Raw genomic sequence first — 17,723 nt, forward strand, 5'->3', positions numbered from 1 at the left:
GTGAGAAGGGCGGTCAGGAGAGGCCGGAGGCCCAGGAGTAGCCCTTGAGGAACGGGTCCGGCTTGATCGGCTTGCCCGAGTTCCACACTTCCTGGATCAGCCCGTCGGTGCCGACCTTGCCGATGCGGGCGGTCTTGTAGATGTGCTGACTTGCGCCGTCGATGGTGACCTTGCCCTCGGGCGCCGCGAAGGTGATGCCGTCGGAGGCCGCCTTGACCTTCTCCGGGTCGAAGGACTTCGCCTTCTCGACCATCGCCTTCCACAGGTAGACCGAGGTGTACGCGGCCTCCATCGGGTCACTGGTCGGCTTGTCCTGGCCGTACTTGGCCTTGTACGCCTTCACGAACCTGGTGTTCGCCGCTCCCGGGGTGGTCTGGTAGTAGTTCCAGGCCGTCAACTGGCCCGCCAAATACTGCGATCCGATCGACTTGACCTCCTCCTCGGCGATCGACACCGAGACCACCGGCATGCGGGTGGCGGTCAGGCCCGCGGACTTGTACTCCTTGAAGAACGCCACGTTCGAGTCGCCGTTGAGGGTGTTGAAGACCGCGTCCGCCTTCGACGCCTTCACCTTGTTGGCGATCGTGCTGAACTCCGTGGAGCCCAGTGGCGCGTAGTCCTCGCCGAGAACCGTCATGCCGTTGGCCTTCGCGTACGCCTTGATCTCCTTGTTGGCGGTGCGCGGGAAGACGTAGTCGCTGCCGACGAGGTAGATCTTCTTCTTGCCCTGTGACTTGAGGTAGTCGAGCGCCGGGACGATCTGCTGGTTGGTGGTCGCGCCGGTGTAGAAGATGTAGGGCGACTCCTCCAGGCCCTCGTACTGCACGGGGTAGAACAGCAGCGACTTGTTCTTCTCGAAGACCGGCTTGACGGCCTTGCGGCTCGCCGAGGTCCAGCAGCCGAACGTGGCCGCGACCCGGTCCTCCTTGATGAGCTTGCTCGCCTTCTCGGCGAAGGTCGGCCAGTCGGAGGCGCCGTCCTCGCTGATCGGCTTGATCTTCTTGCCGAGCACTCCGCCTGAGGCGTTGATCTCGTCGATCGCCAGCTTCAGCGAATCGCGTACGGTCACCTCACTGATCGCCATGGTGCCGGAGAGCGAGTTGAGGAGTCCGACCTTGACCGTGTCACCGCTGGTGTCTGCCTGCGCCGCCTTGTCGGACGTACCTCCGGAGTTGGTCTTCGCGCCGCACGCGGAGAGCGCGACGACCGCGGCGAGCGCCGCGGCGCCGGCCATGAACCGACGCCTGGAGGTGCTGGAAACCGGGGAAACCGGGGAAACCGGGGAAACCCGGAAAACCCTGGGAACGCTGGGAACGCTGGAAACGCTGGACAAAAGAACCCCCTAAGTCCCATGAGGGGACAGCCGGAAAGAAAGAGACAGCCCTTCAGGGGCGGCGATGGCGCGCGAGTCTCCAGCTTTCCGCTGATGGTGTACCGGCTGGTTCCTGAAGTGCGGTCACAGCCTCAAGTCGCCCTGTTTCCAAAGCGTTTCACCAGACTTTCCCGGCTGTATCTTCCCGCTCTCTCAGGGCAAGAAAAAATGCCCGGGGCGGAATTCTGTGCATGAATTCACAGATCGCCCGAGGCATTCTAATTACTTCCTGCAGGAAGTATCTTGGTGCGGGTGCGAACGTGTCAAGGGCGGGATCCGTGAAGATCGAGTTCGGCCACCACGTCGAAGTCGACTCCCTCGGCCCGTGCCAGATAGATCCGCTGCCGTACGTGACTGCCCCGCAGGTGAAGCAGTCCGCGCGGTCCCTCGTACGACACGGTGTCGGCCGTCGCCCCGATCGCCGACACGTCGAGCGACCCGGCCCGGGCGATGAGCGCGGCGAGCAACAGGACGCCCTCGTAACAGGATTCGCCGAGGCTTCCGAGCGCCGGTGCCTCGATGCCATACCTCCCGGCGTACTGGCCGTGGAAGTCGAGGGTGTCCTGATTCGCGAGCGAGGCGAAGAAACCCGCGGTGCTGAAGAGGTCCGAGGTGGTGCTCGGCCCGCTGGCCATCAGCATGTTCTCGTCCATCAGCGTGCTCAGCCGCAGACAGCGCTCGTCGAGTCCGGCCGCCGCGAACGCCCGGTTGAAACGCACCGCGTCGCTGCCCACCAGCAGCATCAGGACGGCGTCCGCCTCCGACCGCTCGATGCGCCGCAGCACGCCGTCGAAGTCGTGGGTGCCGAGCGGGAGATAGGACTGTCCGCAGATGTCGGCCCCGGACTCGCGGGCGTACCCGAGCGCCGCACGGGCCGTACGGCGTGGCCATATGTAGTCGTTGCCCACGACGAACCAGCGCCGCACCCCGCGCTCGTGCGCCAACAGTCCCATCGCGGGGCGGAGTTGGTCGCGCGGTGTCTCGCTGGTGAGGAACACCCCCGCGGTGTGCTCGCCGCCCTCGTACAGCGCGGTGTAGACATACGGCACCCGGTGCGCGACCCTCGGCGCCAGCGCCTGCCGCACCGAGGAGATGTGCCAGCCCGTGACGCCCTGCACGACCCCCAGGTCCACCAGGGCCTCGACGTGGTCGGCGACGGCACCCGGCGGGGCGCCGCCGTCGACGGGCAGCAGCCGCAGCTCCTTGCCTAGGACGCCGCCCGCGCGGTTGACCTCCTCCGCGGCCAGCCGCGCGCACAGTTCGCAGGTGGGCCCGAAGATGCCGGCCGACCCCTGGAGCGGGAAGACCAGCGCCACACCGAGCACGGAGTCGTCGGCCGTGAACCAGTCGAGCGGAGGGGGAGCGCTCCCGAACATGGCGTCATGATTTCGGGTCCCCGCGGTGAACTCCAGTCCGTCTCATAGGATGTACGCACCTCGTGACCAAGGAGCATGATGGCCGGCCGATCTGCTCGTGAGCCTCAGAACCTGATGCAGCTCTTGACGCGGGCCGAACGGCTTGCCGCGCGCCACCTCCAGACCGTCCTCGACGAGGACGGCTGCTCCCTCGACGCCTGGCGGGTGCTCGCCCTGCTCTCCGACGGCGCGGGCCACCACATGACCGCGGTCGCCGAGGCCGCCTTCCTGCCGCCCGCGACGCTGACCAAGCTCGTGGACCAGCTCGTCGACCAGAACCTCGTCCACCGCCGCGTCGACCCTCTCGACCGGCGGCGCATCCTCGCCCATCTCACCCCACGCGGCCTGACGTACTGGCGCCGCCTCGACCGGGAGGTCCGCGCGCGGTGGCCGGTGCTGAGCGACGGCGAGGACGAGCTGCTGAGGGGCCTGCTGGAGCGCCTGGCCGACACGCTCCACGGTCTCCCGCGGAGCCCGCCCTCTGACACCCCTTCGTGACGCCGTGATCGCGGAACGTATTCTTCGTGTACCCGGAATTTATTTGGGCACATGAAAGGTTGGCGTTTACACCGAGCCCTACGGCTCAAGACGACCGCCCGTGGGCCGCCAGGTCCGCACCGATCAGCGAGGCACCGTGAACGACCGCACCCCCGAGCAGCCCGCCGACATCGTGGCCCGGCTGCGCGCCACCTTCCGCTCCGGCCGCACCAAGCCCCTCGCGTGGCGCACCACCCAGCTGCGCCGACTGCGCGAACTGCTCACCACGCACGGCGCCGAGCTCGCGGAGGCCCTCCACGCGGACCTCGGCAAGAGCTCCGCCGAGGCCTTCCGCACCGAGATCGACTTCACCGTGCGCGAGATCGACCACACCCTCGACCACCTCGACGAGTGGCTGCGCCCCGAGTCCGCCCCGGTCCCCGCCCATCTCGGCGCCGACGCGACGGCCTGGACGCGGTACGACCCGCTGGGCGTCGTGCTGGTCATCGCCCCCTGGAACTATCCGGTGCAGCTCCTGCTGACGCCGATGCTCGGCGCGCTGGCCGCCGGCAACACGGTGGTCGTCAAGCCCAGCGAGCTCGCCCCCGCCACCTCCGCCGCCCTCGCCCGGCTGCTGCCGCGCCACCTCGACACCGACGCGGTCGCCGTCGTCGAGGGCGCCGTTGCGGAGACCACCGCGCTGCTGGCGGAACGCTTCGACCACATCTTCTACACCGGCAACGGCGCGGTCGGCCGGATCGTGATGCGGGCCGCCGCCGAGCACCTCACCCCCGTCGCCCTCGAACTGGGCGGCAAGTCACCGGCGTTCGTCGACCGTGACGCCGACCTGTCCGTCGTCGCCGACCGGCTCGCCCGCGGCAAGTTCCTCAACGCCGGGCAGACCTGTGTCGCGCCGGACTACGTCCTCACCGACCCGGAGACCGCCCGCGCACTGGAGCCCGAGCTCGTGCGCGCCGTCGAGGCGCTCTTCGGCGCCGAGCCGGGACGGTCGGGCGAGTACGGGCGGATCGTCAACGAGCGGCACTTCGACCGGCTCAGCTCGCTGCTCGACTCCGGGCGCACCGTCATCGGCGGCACCGGAGACCGGGCCACCAAGTACCTCGCGCCCACCGTCCTCGCCGACGTCGACCCCAAGGCCCCCGTGATGCAGGAGGAGATCTTCGGACCGATCCTTCCGATCGTCACGGTGGCGGGGCTGGACGAGGCCATCGACTTCATCAACGACCGCGACAAGCCCCTGGCGCTCTACGTCTTCACCGAGTCGGACACCACCCGGGAGCGGATCGCCGAGGAGACGTCCTCCGGAGGCCTCGGCCTCGGGCTGCCGCTCGCCCATCTGACCGTCTCCGACCTGCCGTTCGGCGGGGTCGGCGAGAGCGGCACGGGCAGCTACCACGGCCGCTACTCCATCGAGACGTTCAGCCACCGCAAGGCGGTGCTGCACAAGCCGCTCGGCTGACGCGGCCCCGACGGTGCCCCGGCAGATCGTCGAAGATCTGCCGGGGCACCGTCGTGCGACCCTCTCTGCCAACGTTGTCAGATCTGACTGGTCTACACCCTTGACTGGTACAGACCAAAGCGGTTGAGTGTGGCTCCACACCCCCCACCACGGCCGCCCCCGACGCCGTGGCCGGCCCCGCCGGCACGTGCGCACAAGGCTCCGCTCCGCGCTGCCCTTGTCCGGGAGCGGCCGTGTTCCGCAAAGGAGTTGACCTGTGTCGAGGCGCCGAATCTCCGCAGTCCTCACCGTCCTCGCCCTCGCGTCCGCCACCCCGGTGCTGCTACCGGCCTCAGGCGCGTCAGCCGCCGCCTGTTCGAGCTATCCGAGCTGGGTGGCCGGGAGGTCGTACGTCACCGGTGACGTCGTCCGCTACACCGACGGGAAGACCTACGTCGCCGAGCACGACAACCCGGGCTACGACCCCACCATCAGCACCTGGTACTGGGACCCCTACGCCTGCGACGGAGGTTCCACGACTCCCTCCGACGGCTTCGTGGTGAGCGAGGCGCAGTTCAACCAGATGTTCCCGAACCGGAGTTCCTTCTACACCTACAGCGGTCTGCGGGCGGCGATGAGCGCCTACCCGGCCTTCGCCAACACCGGCAGCGACACCGTGAAGAAGCAGGAGGCCGCGGCCTTCCTCGCCAACGTCAGCCACGAGACCGGCGGCCTGGTCTATGTGGTGGAGCAGAACACCGCCAACTACCCTCACTACTGCGACTGGAGCCAGCCCTACGGCTGCCCGGCCGGACAGTCGGCCTACTACGGCCGCGGCCCGATCCAGCTCAGCTGGAACTTCAACTACAAGGCCGCGGGCGACGCGCTCGGCATCGACCTCCTCAACAACCCCTACCTGGTGCAGAACGATGCCGCCGTGGCCTGGAAGACCGGCCTCTGGTACTGGAACACCCAGACGGGTCCCGGCACCATGACGGGCCACAACGCCATGGTCAACGGCGCGGGATTCGGCCAGACCATCCGCAGCATCAACGGCTCCCTGGAGTGCGACGGCAAGAACCCGGCGCAGGTGCAGAGCAGGGTGGACGCCTACCAGCGGTTCGTGCAGATCCTCGGGACCTCGGCCGGCGGCAACCTCTACTGCTGATCGGCTGCGGACGGCAGCCGCCCGGGCCCTGAACGGGTGTGCGAAACTGCCGCGATGACCTCGGAAACGATCACCGCGGCAGCCGCGGGCAGCTGGACATTCGGAGATCTCCCCGTCCGCCGCATCGGCTTCGGCGCGATGCGGCTGACGGGCAGCGCGGCCTTCCATCTCGGCACGCCGAGCGACCGCGACCGGTCGATCGCCGTGCTGCGCCGCGCGATCGAGCTGGGTGTCGACCACATCGACACCGCCGCGTTCTACTTCTCGTCGCTGCGCTCCGCGAACGAGCTGATCAACAGCGCGCTGGCCCCGTACGCGGACCACCTGGTCATCGCCACCAAGGTCGGGCCGTTCCGCGACTACTCGGGGGAGTGGGGCACCCCGGCCCGGCCGGACCAGCTCCGCGCCCATGTCGAGGAGAACCTGCGGCAGCTGGGCCGCGACCACCTCGACCTCGTGTACCTGCGGCGGACGGGGCAGGACTCGATCGCCGAGCACTTCGGCGCGCTGTCCGAGCTGCGCGAGGCGGGGCTGATCCGGCACCTCGGCCTGTCGAGCATCGGACTCCGGCACCTCGAGGAGGCGCGGGCCATCGCGCCGGTGGTGAGCGTGCAGAACCGGTACGGGCTCGACTCCCCGGACGCCGGGACCGACGCACTCCTGCGCAGGTGCGGGGAACTGGGCGTCGCGTTCGTGCCGTTCTTCGCGATCGCCGGCAAGGGCGGTGAGCTGGGCCCCAGCGGCACCGACGGCGACGAGGAGGTGCTCGCCGTCGCGCGTGCACACGGCGCGACGCCCGCGCAGGTACGCCTCGCGTGGACCCTGCGGCAGGGCCCGCACGTGCTCGCCATCCCCGGCACCGGCAGCCCGGACCACCTCGTCGAGAACGTCGCAGCGGGCGCGCTGCGGCTCACCGACGACGAGATGGCCCGCCTCGACGCACTCCATCGGCCGGGCGGGTGACGGACGGGCCCCGTCATCCCGGGCGGTCCTGTCCGGGCCGCCCCGGAGGGACCGCTCAGCCCAGCTGCTCGTGCAGGAAGCCCACCGTGCTCTCCCACGCCTGCGCGGCCGACTCGGGGTTGTACGTCTCCGGTCGGCCGTCATTGAAGAAGGCGTGGTGGGCAGGGTAGAGACGGAAGTCCGCGGCAATGCCGGCCTGCTGCTGGACCGCCTCCCTCAGCTGCTCCAGGTTCTCCTTCGGGATGCTCGTGTCGAGTTCGCCGTAGTGACCCTGGATCTGCGCCTTCAGGCGGGAGAAGTCGGGCAGCTCACCTTGGATCACTCCGTAGAACGGCACCGCCGCGCTGACCCGGGGGTCGGCCGCGGCCAGGTACAGGACGAAGCCGCCGCCCATGCAGAAGCCGACCGCGCCCACCGTGTCCGAGGTGACCTCGGGCAGAGCGAGCAGATGATCGACCGCACCGGAGAGGAGCTCGACGCCGCGCGACACCGGCAGCTCCTTCATCATCCGGAAGGCCTCGCCGCTGTCATGGGCGACATTGCCGCCGTACAGGTCGGGCGCGAGGGCCACGAAGCCCTCCGCGGCCAGCCGGTCCGCCACCTGCGCGATGTGGTCGGTCAGACCCCACCACTCCTGGATGACGATCACCCCGGGTCCCTGCCCGGACGGCGGCAGTGCCAGATAACCGTGGGCCGTGGTGCCGGCGCTGGGGAAGGTCACGTTCTGATGGGCGGGGGCTCCGGTCGGCTTCGGCAGCTCGGACATCGCACTCAACTCCTGTGGGGCAGCGCTGGGCAGAAGGGCCGGCGGGACCGGCCCCGAGTTGATCTCCACGATGTCATGCGCGGGCGGCCCGCCTGAGCCCGGCCCGCACGACGCGCCCCGCGGCCACCTTCTGCAGCAGGCTGTATGCCAGCACCGGCAGCAGGACGTGCGGCCGGTCGGGCAGGGTCGTCGTGATGAGGACCGCGCTCGCGCTGCTGTTGTTCATCCCGCAGGCCAGCGTCACGGAGGCGCCCGCTGGACCGTCCAGGCGCAGCGCACGGGCCGTGATCCGGCCCAGGCCGAACGACAGGCCGCAGACGGTGGCGGCGACGACCAGCGCCGCCACCAGCAGCACCGGTTCGGGATGGGTGAGGAAGGGGCCGAGGACACCGCCGGCGTTGATGTATGTCAGGAGCAGCGAGCCGACCATCGCCGCGGGGACCGCGACGTCGAGAAGGCGGGTCAGCGCACGGTCCGGCAGGGCGAGCCGGCACAGGATTCCGGCGCCGCAGGGGAGCAGGACTCCCGTGAGCGCGAAGGCGTGTCCGGTGGCCCGGGCGGCCCCCGACAGCGTGTTCGCGTAGTCACCGCTCAGCAGAGGGCACAGGGCCGTCATGGTGACCGGGATGGTGAACGGGCTGACGAGCGTGGACGCCAGCACCAGGCCCACGGTCGTCGACTGGTCGCCGTCCCCTTTGCTCGTCCACACGGTGGCTCCGGCCGCCACCGGCATCGCGACGATCAGGATCATCGCCGCGATCATTCCGCTGCCCCCGTCGCTGTCGGGCGACTGGCGCAGCGCGAACGCGACGCCCGGAATGATCAGCAGGGGTGCGACCAGATGGAGGACGAGCCCGGTCAGCAGCGCGGTGGGGCGCCTGACCAACGCCCGCAGTTCGTGGATCGGCACCTGCAGGCCGGCACTGAACAGGAGCAGGGACAGCAGGAAACGAGGGGTCTCGAAGGCGATGTGCGGTATCCCGGCCGCCCCGATCATGTGCGGATGACGCAACCACAGCCCCGGCGCCGGCAGGGCCGCGGCGGCGAGGTAGGACGCGCCGACGGCCCAGCCGAGGCGGTCACGGAGACGGGTGAGGGGGGACTTCGCGGTGGGGGTGTGAGTCATCGGGGCGCTCTTCCGTCGTGGGACCTGGGCGGAGACGGAGCGCCGATATGGAGGAGAACGTGTGCGGGGCGATGCGGGCGAGGGCATAGACGCTGAGGCTCAGCCAGCACAGGGCGAACAGCCAGCCGCCGAGCACGTCGGAGAACCAGTGGACGCCCAGGTAGACCCTGGTGAGTCCGACCAGGACGGCCCAGCAGGCGAGAAGCGCCGCGAGGGCCCGTCCGCCGCGGGGCGCCCAGGCGAGCACCGCGAGAATGAGCAGTCCGCCGGCGATGGCGGACGTGGTGGTGTGGCCCGAGGGGAAGGACCAGCCGGAGGCGTGTGTGGCCCACTCCGCCGTCGCGGGGCGGGGGCGGGCGACCAGGGACATCACGCCGTACCGAACGGCCTGGGCGGCGGCGAGACAGCCGACGCAGCCGAGGGCGAAGAGGATCCGCTGCCGTGCGGTGCGGCCGAGGACGACGCCCGCCAGCGCGACCAGCACGTACGGCACGAGGCCCGTACCCGTGTAGGTCAGACCGCGGGCCACGGCCAGCGCGACGGGTGGACGGTGGTCCGCGGACCAGGCGTTGAGGTCCTGGTCACCGAAGAGCGGGGCGCCGTCCTGGCCGGTCACGACCAGCGTCAGCAGCACGAAGGCGACCAGGCTGCCGACCGCGGTCGATCCCGCGAGTTCGGTCGCGTCCGCGCGCCTCATGACAGGGCCCGGGGAACATCGGCCGCGTACGGCAGCGCGGTGCGCGGGGCTGCGGACATCGACGGAGGACCCTTCCATGGCGGGCGTGCGGGCGCGTCGGATGACCGCGTCCGCGTTGACTACAATCCTGTAGACGGTCTACAGAACTGTAGACGATTGCCGGGCCGAGATCGTTCCCGCGGTGGACGTGAAAGATGAACGCCGTGCGCGGTGCGTCGGACTGCCGGACGCCGGCGGGGGCCGGCAGGCCGGGGGCGTGACCAGCGTCCCGCACCCCGCCGCACCCTGCGACCCGGCGTGGCCGGGGCGCGGCGGGAGCATGCGGTGGGATGCCGTACCCTAACGTGTTACGTATAACTACCTAAGGGGTCCCGATGCGACGCATCGCGCTGGTCACCCTCGTCGTCGACGACTACGACGAGGCGATCCGCTTCTACACCGAAGCCCTCGGGTTCCGGCTCGTCGAGGACCAGCCGCGCCCCGACGGCTCCCGCTGGGTCGTCGTCGAGCCGGGCGCGGAGGGCGGCGGCAGCGGACTGCTGCTGGCCCGGGCCAAGGACGAGGCGCAGCGCGGCCGGGTCGGTGACCAGACCGGCGGGCGCGTGGGCTTCTTCCTGCACACCGACGACTTCGCCCGCGACCACGCCCGCATGCGCGAGGCGGGCGTCACCTTCCTGGAAGAGCCGCGCCACGAACCGTACGGCTCGGTCGTCGTCTTCCAGGACCTGTACGGAAACCGCTGGGACCTGCTCCAGCCCGCCGCCTGACATCCACCCGTCTGTTCAGAACCTGCCGATCAGAACCTGCCGAGGAACGACACGCATGACCGCGCCCCGCATCGACATCGACACCATCCGCCGCCTCCCCAAGGCCGTGCTGCACGACCACCTCGACGGCGGCCTGCGCCCCGCCACCCTGGTGGAGCTCGCCGGGACGGTCGGCCACACGCTGCCCACCACCGACCCGGACGCGCTGGCCGCCTGGTACTACGAGGCCGCCAACTCCGGTGACCTGGTGCGCTACATAGCCACCTTCGAGCACACCCTCGCCGTGATGCAGACCCGCGAGGGCCTGCTGCGCACGGCCGAGGAGTACGTGCTCGACCTGGCCGAGGACGGCGTCGTCTACGGCGAGGTCCGGTACGCGCCCGAGCTGATGGTGAACGGCGGCCTGACCCTGCCCGAGGTCGTCGAGACCGTGCAGGAGGGCCTGGCGGCCGGTATGGCCAAGGCCGCGGCCGCGGGCACCCCGGTCCGGGTCGGCACCCTGCTGTGCGGGATGCGCATGTTCGACCGCACCCGGGAGATCGCCGACCTCGCGGTGGCGTTCCGGGACGCCGGCGTCGTCGGCTTCGACATCGCGGGGGCCGAGGACGGCTTCCCGCCCGCCGACCACCTCGCCGCCTTCGAGCACCTGCGCGGCGAGAGCGTCCCGTTCACCATCCACGCCGGTGAGGCCCACGGCCTGCCCAGCATCCACCAGGCCCTCCAGGTCTGCGGCGCCCAGCGCATCGGTCACGGCGTCCGCATCACCGAGGACATCGTCGACGGCAAGCTCGGCCGCCTCGCGGGCTGGGTGCGCGACCGCCGTATCGCCCTGGAGATGTGCCCGACGTCGAACCTCCAGACGGGCGCCGCGACCTCCATCGCCGAGCACCCCATCACCGCCCTGCGCGACCTCGGCTTCCGCGTCACCCTCAACACCGACAACCGTCTGGTGTCGGGCACCACGATGACGCGCGAGATGGCGCTGCTGGTCGAGGAGGCGGGCTGGACGGTGGAGGACCTGCGCACGGTCACGGTGAACGCCGTGAAGAGCGCGTTCATCCCGTTCGACGAGCGCAAGGCCCTCATCGAGGACGTCGTGCTGCCCGGCTACGCCCTCTGAACCAGCCCCCGTACATAGGCGGCCTGTCCGACGTGCTGCAGATCGTCGGACAGGACGCTGACCAGCCGTACGCCCAGCGTGACCGGGGGATCCCAGCGCTCGTCCACGATCCGCTCGAAGTCCTTGGCGGCCAGCCCGCGCACGAACTCCAGCGTCTGTTCGTGCACGGCGTCGTAGTACCCGGTCAGCAGGTCACCGGAGTCGACCCGCACCTTGGCGACCTTCGCGGAGCTGTGCCCGTACCCCGTGTCCCGGCGCGGCAGATCGAGGCCGAAGCGCTTCTCCCAGTCCTGCGACAGCCAGACCTGCTCGAGCCCGGCGGCGTCCGCGACATGGTCGTCCTGGACGCGGGTGAGGTGCCAGACCAGCCATGACACGGAGTTGGCGTCGTCCGAGGGGCGGGCGTTGAGAACGTCCGGCGGCAGGCCCCCGACGGCGGCATGGACCTCTTCCTGGATGCGGCTGTACGCGTCGATGAGGATGTCCTTTGCATGCATGCGTCCACCATCGCGCATCGCGGTCCCTCACGCGTCCGGAATCCAACTCCCGTGGAAGCCGAGCGGTACCCGCCCCGGGAGATGGACCCGGGCGACCGGCTCGCCCGTGAAGTCCTGGGCGGCCAGGATCACCAGGTCGGCGGCCCCGCGATCGGGGTTGTGCACGTAGGCGACCGCGTAGCCGTCGTCCTCGGCCCGTGCGCCCTCGGAGGGTACGAAGACGGCTTCCCCCGCGGCGGCGTCCCGCGGCAGCCGGTGGACCTGGGTGGTCCCGCGGAGCAGGTCGTGCTTGATCAGCGCGTTGGCGAAGGCCCGGTCGGGCGGGTTCCCGTCGGGCGTCAGATACGCCAGGGTCATGTCGGCGGCCGCCGCCGTGTAGGCGTAACGGTGCCGCCTGGACACCAACGCCTCGTGGACGCGCGGGAACTCCTGCGGGCGGTCGTCGAGCGTCCTGGTGCGCACCCGGCCGTGCGCCACGTCGATCGTCCAGCGTTCGAGCGAGGCGGTGCCGGCCCCGTACGGTCCGTCGGAGCCGCGGCCCGCGACATGGAAGGGCGCCGGGTAGGTCGTCATGTCGACGACCACGGACGAGCCTTCGTCGTACGCGTTCAGGGTGTGCGAGTAGTAGACCGGATCCACCTCGAACCAGCGGACCTCGCCGCCCGCGCGCGGCAGCAGACCCACTCGCGTCGGGTGCTTCTCGTTCCAGACGTACGGCACGATGTCGCCCCGCTCGGCTCCCGCGGGGTCGAAGGTGATGGGCAGGTCGAAGATCACGACGTACTTCTCGGTGAGCGCGAAGTCGTGCATCATCGGCGCGTCCGCCACCGGGATCCGCGTGGTCCTCGCGACCCGGCCCGTGTGGTCGATCATCTGGTGGCGGACGTGGTCCCAGGTGGGGTAGTAGGCGATCGCGTGCAGCTCGCCGGCCGCCGCGTCGAACTTGGTGTGGGCGGTGAAGGCTCCTTCGAGGGTGCCGCGGAAGTCGTACGTCCCCACCGTATTGAGCTCGGGGTCGAGTTCGTACGGCAGCGGCCCGCTCTCCTGGAGGGCCAGGATCCGTCCCTTGTACCCCATCACATGGGTGTTGCACGGGAAGTCGTCCGGCGGGACGGGCCCGGGGTACGGTTCGCCGAGCTTCCTGGCCACGGAGGCCGAGCGGACCCAGCGGTTGCGGTACCACTCCGCGCGGCCGTCCCGCAGCCGCACGCCGTGCACCATGCCCTCACCCAGCATCCAGTGGTGGGCGCGCGGGTCCTCCAGACCCAGCACGTTGGGACCGTTGCGCAGGAAGCGGCCGTTCAGCTCGCGCGGGATGCGTCCGGTGACCGCCAGGTCGAACGCCGTCAGCTCCTCGGTGACGGGCTTGAACGCCCCCGCGAGGAACGGGAACCGATGCCCGCCCTGTGTCGCCGAGCCCGACACCGGCGCCGCCGCTGCCACCCGGCCCCCCATCGCGCCGACGAGCCCGCCCGCCGCCGCGACCGCGGTCCCGCGCAGGACCGTCCGCCGTGTGTGATCCGCCATCTCCGCACTCCAGCCTCGCGGTTGCCTTTGTGGACGTCCACGAGTCTGCGGCCGGGGAGCGGGCCGGGTCAGGAGTGCTGGAGCCCGTCCGGGGGTGGTGTCAGGCCCCCTCTTGCGGGGTGTCGAGAAGCACCATCAGCGCCCGCGCCGCCGGACTGGTGGCGTCCGGCGGCGGCAGCATGGCGACGGTCTCGTACGAGGCTTCACAGGCGCCTTTGAAGGGGAGGGCGGTGAGAGCGCCGGCCTCGCGCTTGTGGCCGAAGTGGCGGGGCACGACGGCGATGCCGAGGCCCTCGTGGACCAGCTCCAGCAGGCTGTGCACGTCGCTGACCTCCAGCGCCACGGTCCGCCGTACGTCCGCCGCCGCGAAGGCCGCGTCCGTGGTGCGGCGCGGCCCCCAGTCCGGGTGGAAGTCGACGAAGGCCTCGCCGCCCAGCTCCTGGGGCGTGACCACGGCGGCGGTCGCGAGGTGGTGGGTGGGATGGCAGAGCACGGTCATCGGCTCGCTGGTCAGCGGGACCGACCGCAGCTGGTCCCCGTCCGCCCGCGTCCTGACGGCGAAGGCCAGGTCGAGACGGCCCGCGGCGACCTCCTCGGCCAGCGCCTCGGAGCCCGCCTGCCGCAGCCGGATCTCGACATCGGGATGACGCCGCCGGAACGCGGCGAGGAGCTTGGCCACATCCACGCCCGCGATGCACTGCTCGGTGCCCAGGGAGAGCGTGCCGCGCAGGACCCCCTGTACGGCGGCCACCGCGTCCTGCGCCGAGCGCACCTGGGCGAGGATCCGCTCCGCCTCGCCGAGCAGGGCGCGACCAGCCTCCGTGAGCGTGACCCGACGGGTGGTGCGCACGAACAGCGGGGCCTGGAGCTCCCGCTCCAGGGCGCGGATGGAGGACGACAGTCCCGACTGCGACACCATCAGCCGTTCCGCCGCCCGGGTGAAATGCTGGTCCTCGGCGACCGCGACGAAGTGCTGAAGGTGGCGCAGTTCCATGGGGCACAACAGTAGTCGCCGATTGAGAAGCGCCGTCGCTCAGTCCCATCCGATTCTCCCGTTGGACCTCTGCACCGTGCCCGCGCGAGAGTGGAGACCTGTTTCCCGGCCTTTCAGGAGTACGCGTTGTACACCGCACACCCCGACCGTTACGCGGACATGCCCTACCGGCGCACCGGACGCAGCGGACTGAAGCTGCCCGCGCTGTCGCTCGGCCTGTGGCACAACTTCGGCCCCGACCGGCCGGTGGAGACCCAGCGCGCGATCCTGCGTCGCGCCTTCGACCTCGGTGTCACCCACTTCGACCTGGCCAACAACTACGGTCCGCCGCCCGGCGCCGCCGAGTCGGCCCTCGGCGACGCCCTGAAGGCGGACTTCGGGCCGCACCGCGACGAGCTGGTCATCTCCACCAAGGCCGGATACCTGATGTGGCCGGGCCCCTACGGCGAATGGGGTTCCCGCAAGTACCTGCTGTCCTCGCTCGACCAGAGCCTGGCCCGGATGGGCCTGGACTACGTGGACATCTTCTACTCGCACCGCCCCGACCCGGAGACGCCCCTGGAGGAGACGATGGGCGCCCTGCACTCGGCGGTCCAGCAGGGCAAGGCGCTCTACGCCGGTGTCTCCAACTACTCCGCGGAGCAGACCCGGGAAGCCGCCCGCATCCTGGCCGAGCTGGGCACCCCGCTGCTGATCCACCAGCCGCGCTACTCGATGCTCGACCGCCGCCCCGAGGACGAGGGGCTCCTGGACACGCTGGACGAGCTGCAGGTCGGCTCCATCGCCTACTCCCCGCTGGAGCAGGGCCTGCTCACCAGCCGCTACCTCGACGGCATCCCGGAGGGCTCGCGCGCCGCCGGCGACAGCCCCTTCCTGAGCGCCGACACGGTCACCGAGGACCTGGTACGGCAGCTGCGCGCCCTCGACGAGATCGCCAAGTCCCGCGGTCAGTCCCTGGCGCAGCTGGCGCTCGCCTGGGTGCTGCGCGGCGGCCGGGTGACCTCCGCGCTCATCGGCGCGAGCAGCCCCCAGCAGCTGGAGGACAGCGTCGCGGCCATCCGCGCCCTGGACTTCACCGCGGAGGAGCTGGCGCGGATCGACGCGATCATCAAGGCCTGAGGCTCGCTGATCAGGCCGTCGGTGAAGCCGACCGGGCCGTGCGGCCCGGTCGGTCAGGCAGTGAGCCGCTCGCTGAGCTCCCAGAGGCGGTCGACCGCCGCCGGGTCCACGGCGTAGGGCACCACACCGGCCTTCGCCGACCTGTTCCCGAGGGACCACTCACGGCCCTCCTCCGCGGACATCGGAGGGGCGATGTCGCTGTTCTCGCAGTAGACGCCGCCCCTGCCCTCGAGCAGGGGGCTGGTCGCGCACCACACGCTGGTGGCCGCCCCCTGCTCGACGGTCTTCAGCTGCCGCTCCGGGTCGAGGATCGGCCGGCCGTCCGCGTCGAGGACGCCGACGGCCCTGAGGTCCTCCTCGGCCAGGTACTTCTTCAGACCTGTGTCGACGATGCTTCCCGGGTGCAGGGCGAAGGCCCGGACCCCGTCCGCCTTCCCCCGCTCGTCGACACCGAGCGCGAAGAGGATGTTCGCCGTCTTCGACTGCCCGTAGGCGACCCAGCGGTCGTACGCGTGGTGCTCGAAGTGCGGGTCGTCGAACAGGACGGGCGAGAACCGGTGGCCCCACGAGGACACCGAGACGACCCGGGCCCCGTGCGCCCGGCGCAGCGCCGGCCACAGGCGGGCGACCAGCTGGAAGTGGCCGAGGTGGTTCGTGGCGAACTGCACCTCGTACCCCCGGGCGTCGCGCGTCAGCGGCGTCGCCATGACGCCCGCGCTGTTGACGAGGATGTGCAGCGGGCGCCCGGAGTCGAGGAAACGCCCGGCGAACGCGTCGATCGAGGCCGGATCCAGCAGGTCCATGGTGGCGGTCTCGACGCCGTCGATCCCCTTGAGCGCGGCCCGCGCCCTTTCGGTGTCCCGCGCCGGTACGACGACCTCGGCGCCCGCGGCCCGCAGGACGCGCACGGTCTCCAGGCCGATGCCGGAGTAGCCGCCGGTGACGACGGCGACCTTGCCGGTCAGGTCGATGCCCTTGATGACGTCCTCGGCGCTGGACGCGGCGTCGAACCCGGAGTGGAGGGGCTGCTGCTGTTGCTCGGTGGTCATGGTTCGGATCTCCTCAGGTGTGCCTTCCCGACCACCGTAGAACCGGGAATCCGTACGATGAATGCTTGATAGTCCGCATTACTTGCGCGATAGTACGGATATGTCTGCGGACCCGCTCTCCGACACCCTCGGCCTCATGGACGCCCGGTGCGTCATCTCCGGCGGCTTCACGGCCGGCGGTGACTGGGCGCTGCGCTTCCCGCCGCCCGGGATGCTCAAGATCACCGCGGTGGTGAAGGGAGGCATGTCGGTGTCCGTGGAGGGACTGCCGGAGTTCGCCCGACTGGGGCCGGGCGATGTGGCCGTGTTCGACGGCAGCCGGGCGTTCGTGGTCGCGAGCGATCCGTCCGTGGAGCCGGAGGACGCCAGGACACTCTTCGCGGACACCTCCGGGTCCATGATTCATTACGGCGGGGGAGAGGACGCCGTCTTCGTGGGCGGGCACATCGAACTGGGCCGGGCGGGCGAGGAGTTGCTCCTGCACGCCCTGCCGCCGCTGCTGTGCGTCCGGTCCGGCGCCGAGGAGGCGCCGGTCATGCGCTGGCTGCTCGACCAGTTGCTGCGCGAACTGACCGCCCGGCGGGCCGGGGCCGACTTCGCGGCCGACCAGCTCGCCCAGCTCATGTTCGTCCAGGTCCTGCGCGCCTATCTCGCGGACGCCGACGCCCTCCCCGCCGGACGGCTGCGCGCCCTCGCCGACGAGCGCATCGCCCCCGCGCTGCGGCTCATGCACGCCGACCCGGGCCGCCCCTGGCAGCTGGAGGAGCTCGCCAGGGCGGCGGCCATGTCCCGGACCACCTTCGCCGAGCGCTTCCGGGCCGTGGCCGGGGTGCCGCCCCTGACGTATCTGCTGGACTGGCGGATGAGTCTGGCCCGGCGCGCCCTGCGGGACGGCGAGACGTCGGTGTCGGCCCTGGCCCAGCGGGTCGGCTACACGTCCGAGAGCGCGTTCAGCAACGCCTTCAAGCGGACGACGGGTGTCGCGCCGCGGCGCTACCGTGACGGCGCACGGGCGGCCCTCACGGGCTGAGCCGCTCTTCCGGGCGGACCGTCACGGTGTCGCCCTCCACATGAGCACCGGCAGCAAGGAGAACCAGGAGAACTGGGCGGGCAAGCTGGACCAGCAGTTCATCACGGTGCTGCGCAAGAGCCCGGACAAGGAAAACTCATCGCGGTCGTGCGCGCAGGGCGGTGAGGGCCGGTTCGC

Annotated in this window: 17 protein-coding genes; 8 read left to right on the forward strand and 9 right to left on the reverse strand. The window is 70.7% G+C overall.

The features are described 5' to 3' along the window. Window positions 1–13: 13 nt before the first annotated feature. On the reverse strand, window positions 14–1,234 hold the full coding sequence (urtA, locus tag ACFZDJ_RS44365) for an urea ABC transporter substrate-binding protein (RefSeq protein ID WP_390933216.1): 1,221 nt from the start codon (window positions 1,232–1,234) through the stop codon (window positions 14–16). A 401-nt stretch (window positions 1,235–1,635) separates the two neighbouring features. Further along, window positions 1,636–2,748, reverse strand: a complete 1,113-nt coding sequence (locus ACFZDJ_RS44370; RefSeq protein ID WP_168488912.1) for a substrate-binding domain-containing protein — start codon at window positions 2,746–2,748, stop codon at window positions 1,636–1,638. A 114-nt stretch (window positions 2,749–2,862) separates the two neighbouring features. On the opposite strand from ACFZDJ_RS44370, the gene ACFZDJ_RS44375 reads away from it, so the two are divergent. The 4 genes from ACFZDJ_RS44375 to ACFZDJ_RS44390 all read left to right on the forward strand — a co-directional run bounded on the left by ACFZDJ_RS44375 (window position 2,863) and on the right by ACFZDJ_RS44390 (window position 6,854). Further along, a complete protein-coding gene (locus ACFZDJ_RS44375) occupies window positions 2,863–3,285 on the forward strand; it encodes a MarR family transcriptional regulator (RefSeq protein ID WP_391067891.1) in 423 nt (140 codons plus the stop codon). Window positions 3,286–3,385: 100 nt separating this feature from the next. Further along, complete coding sequence (locus tag ACFZDJ_RS44380; protein ID WP_391067894.1) at window positions 3,386–4,744, forward strand: aldehyde dehydrogenase family protein; 1,359 nt, start codon at window positions 3,386–3,388, stop codon at window positions 4,742–4,744. Window positions 4,745–5,000: 256 nt separating this feature from the next. Beyond that, window positions 5,001–5,891 carry a glycoside hydrolase family 19 protein gene (locus ACFZDJ_RS44385; protein WP_384906559.1) on the forward strand — a complete coding sequence of 297 codons (891 nt, stop codon included), beginning with the start codon at window positions 5,001–5,003 and terminating at the stop codon, window positions 5,889–5,891. A 54-nt stretch (window positions 5,892–5,945) separates the two neighbouring features. Continuing rightward, complete coding sequence (locus tag ACFZDJ_RS44390) at window positions 5,946–6,854, forward strand: aldo/keto reductase (protein WP_391067897.1); 909 nt, start codon at window positions 5,946–5,948, stop codon at window positions 6,852–6,854. A 55-nt stretch (window positions 6,855–6,909) separates the two neighbouring features. On the opposite strand, the gene ACFZDJ_RS44395 is transcribed toward ACFZDJ_RS44390, so the two are convergent. The 3 genes from ACFZDJ_RS44395 to ACFZDJ_RS44405 form a co-directional block, all read right to left on the reverse strand. Next, complete coding sequence (locus ACFZDJ_RS44395; protein ID WP_391067899.1) at window positions 6,910–7,620, reverse strand: dienelactone hydrolase family protein; 711 nt, start codon at window positions 7,618–7,620, stop codon at window positions 6,910–6,912. Between the two features lie 73 nt (window positions 7,621–7,693). Further along, complete coding sequence (locus tag ACFZDJ_RS44400; protein WP_391067902.1) at window positions 7,694–8,746, reverse strand: sodium-dependent transporter; 1,053 nt, start codon at window positions 8,744–8,746, stop codon at window positions 7,694–7,696. Further along, the gene (locus ACFZDJ_RS44405) at window positions 8,700–9,443 is read right to left on the reverse strand and encodes a phosphatase PAP2 family protein (protein ID WP_391067905.1); all 744 of its coding nucleotides are present in this window, start codon (window positions 9,441–9,443) and stop codon (window positions 8,700–8,702) included. Before ACFZDJ_RS44405 ends, ACFZDJ_RS44400 begins: the two co-directional genes overlap by 47 nt. A 374-nt stretch (window positions 9,444–9,817) precedes the next feature. Here ACFZDJ_RS44405 and ACFZDJ_RS44410 point away from each other — a divergent pair, with 374 nt between their 5' ends. Together ACFZDJ_RS44410 and ACFZDJ_RS44415 are read left to right on the forward strand one after the other, a co-directional pair. Next, window positions 9,818–10,210: a VOC family protein gene (locus ACFZDJ_RS44410; protein WP_101407179.1), complete on the forward strand. Its 393-nt coding sequence runs from the start codon at window positions 9,818–9,820 to the stop codon at window positions 10,208–10,210. 55 nt (window positions 10,211–10,265) lie between these two features. Next, on the forward strand, window positions 10,266–11,330 hold the full coding sequence (locus ACFZDJ_RS44415; RefSeq protein ID WP_101407178.1) for an adenosine deaminase: 1,065 nt from the start codon (window positions 10,266–10,268) through the stop codon (window positions 11,328–11,330). On the opposite strand, the gene ACFZDJ_RS44420 is transcribed toward ACFZDJ_RS44415, so the two are convergent. The 3 genes from ACFZDJ_RS44420 to ACFZDJ_RS44430 form a co-directional block, all read right to left on the reverse strand. Then, the gene (locus tag ACFZDJ_RS44420; RefSeq protein WP_168488891.1) at window positions 11,318–11,827 is read right to left on the reverse strand and encodes a DinB family protein; all 510 of its coding nucleotides are present in this window, start codon (window positions 11,825–11,827) and stop codon (window positions 11,318–11,320) included. The genes ACFZDJ_RS44415 and ACFZDJ_RS44420 overlap by 13 nt on opposite strands. Before the next feature lie 27 nt (window positions 11,828–11,854). Further along, window positions 11,855–13,354 carry a carotenoid oxygenase family protein gene (locus ACFZDJ_RS44425; RefSeq protein WP_391067908.1) on the reverse strand — a complete coding sequence of 500 codons (1,500 nt, stop codon included), beginning with the start codon at window positions 13,352–13,354 and terminating at the stop codon, window positions 11,855–11,857. 100 nt (window positions 13,355–13,454) lie between these two features. Beyond that, the gene (locus ACFZDJ_RS44430; RefSeq protein ID WP_391067911.1) at window positions 13,455–14,348 is read right to left on the reverse strand and encodes a LysR substrate-binding domain-containing protein; all 894 of its coding nucleotides are present in this window, start codon (window positions 14,346–14,348) and stop codon (window positions 13,455–13,457) included. A 126-nt stretch (window positions 14,349–14,474) separates the two neighbouring features. Here ACFZDJ_RS44430 and mgrA point away from each other — a divergent pair, with 126 nt between their 5' ends. Beyond that, entirely contained in the window at window positions 14,475–15,467 is a 993-nt protein-coding gene (gene mgrA / locus ACFZDJ_RS44435) for an L-glyceraldehyde 3-phosphate reductase (protein ID WP_384906546.1), read from the forward strand. Window positions 15,468–15,520: 53 nt separating this feature from the next. Here mgrA and ACFZDJ_RS44440 read toward each other — a convergent pair whose 3' ends face one another. Continuing rightward, entirely contained in the window at window positions 15,521–16,516 is a 996-nt protein-coding gene (locus tag ACFZDJ_RS44440; RefSeq protein ID WP_391067914.1) for an oxidoreductase, read from the reverse strand. A 100-nt stretch (window positions 16,517–16,616) separates the two neighbouring features. Here ACFZDJ_RS44440 and ACFZDJ_RS44445 point away from each other — a divergent pair, with 100 nt between their 5' ends. Further along, window positions 16,617–17,546, forward strand: a complete 930-nt coding sequence (locus ACFZDJ_RS44445; RefSeq protein WP_391067917.1) for a cupin domain-containing protein — start codon at window positions 16,617–16,619, stop codon at window positions 17,544–17,546. Window positions 17,547–17,723: the final 177 nt, after the last annotated feature.

This window comes from Streptomyces sp. NPDC007896, from assembly GCF_042959425.1.
Classification (GTDB): Bacteria; Actinomycetota; Actinomycetes; order Streptomycetales; family Streptomycetaceae; genus Streptomyces.

Coding starts and splice junctions, on each gene's coding strand:
- ACFZDJ_RS44405 (WP_391067905.1), bottom strand. CDS start 9,443: ATGAGGCGCGCGGACGCGACCGAACTCGCGGGATCGACCGCGGTCGGC.
- ACFZDJ_RS44410 (WP_101407179.1), top strand. CDS start 9,818: ATGCGACGCATCGCGCTGGTCACCCTCGTCGTCGACGACTACGACGAG.
- ACFZDJ_RS44440 (WP_391067914.1), bottom strand. CDS start 16,516: ATGACCACCGAGCAACAGCAGCAGCCCCTCCACTCCGGGTTCGACGCC.
- ACFZDJ_RS44400 (WP_391067902.1), bottom strand. CDS start 8,746: ATGACTCACACCCCCACCGCGAAGTCCCCCCTCACCCGTCTCCGTGAC.
- ACFZDJ_RS44445 (WP_391067917.1), top strand. CDS start 16,617: ATGTCTGCGGACCCGCTCTCCGACACCCTCGGCCTCATGGACGCCCGG.
- urtA (WP_390933216.1), bottom strand. CDS start 1,234: ATGGCCGGCGCCGCGGCGCTCGCCGCGGTCGTCGCGCTCTCCGCGTGC.
- ACFZDJ_RS44390 (WP_391067897.1), top strand. CDS start 5,946: ATGACCTCGGAAACGATCACCGCGGCAGCCGCGGGCAGCTGGACATTC.
- ACFZDJ_RS44370 (WP_168488912.1), bottom strand. CDS start 2,748: ATGTTCGGGAGCGCTCCCCCTCCGCTCGACTGGTTCACGGCCGACGAC.
- ACFZDJ_RS44420 (WP_168488891.1), bottom strand. CDS start 11,827: ATGCATGCAAAGGACATCCTCATCGACGCGTACAGCCGCATCCAGGAA.
- ACFZDJ_RS44425 (WP_391067908.1), bottom strand. CDS start 13,354: ATGGCGGATCACACACGGCGGACGGTCCTGCGCGGGACCGCGGTCGCG.
- ACFZDJ_RS44395 (WP_391067899.1), bottom strand. CDS start 7,620: ATGTCCGAGCTGCCGAAGCCGACCGGAGCCCCCGCCCATCAGAACGTG.
- ACFZDJ_RS44430 (WP_391067911.1), bottom strand. CDS start 14,348: ATGGAACTGCGCCACCTTCAGCACTTCGTCGCGGTCGCCGAGGACCAG.
- ACFZDJ_RS44375 (WP_391067891.1), top strand. CDS start 2,863: ATGCAGCTCTTGACGCGGGCCGAACGGCTTGCCGCGCGCCACCTCCAG.
- ACFZDJ_RS44415 (WP_101407178.1), top strand. CDS start 10,266: ATGACCGCGCCCCGCATCGACATCGACACCATCCGCCGCCTCCCCAAG.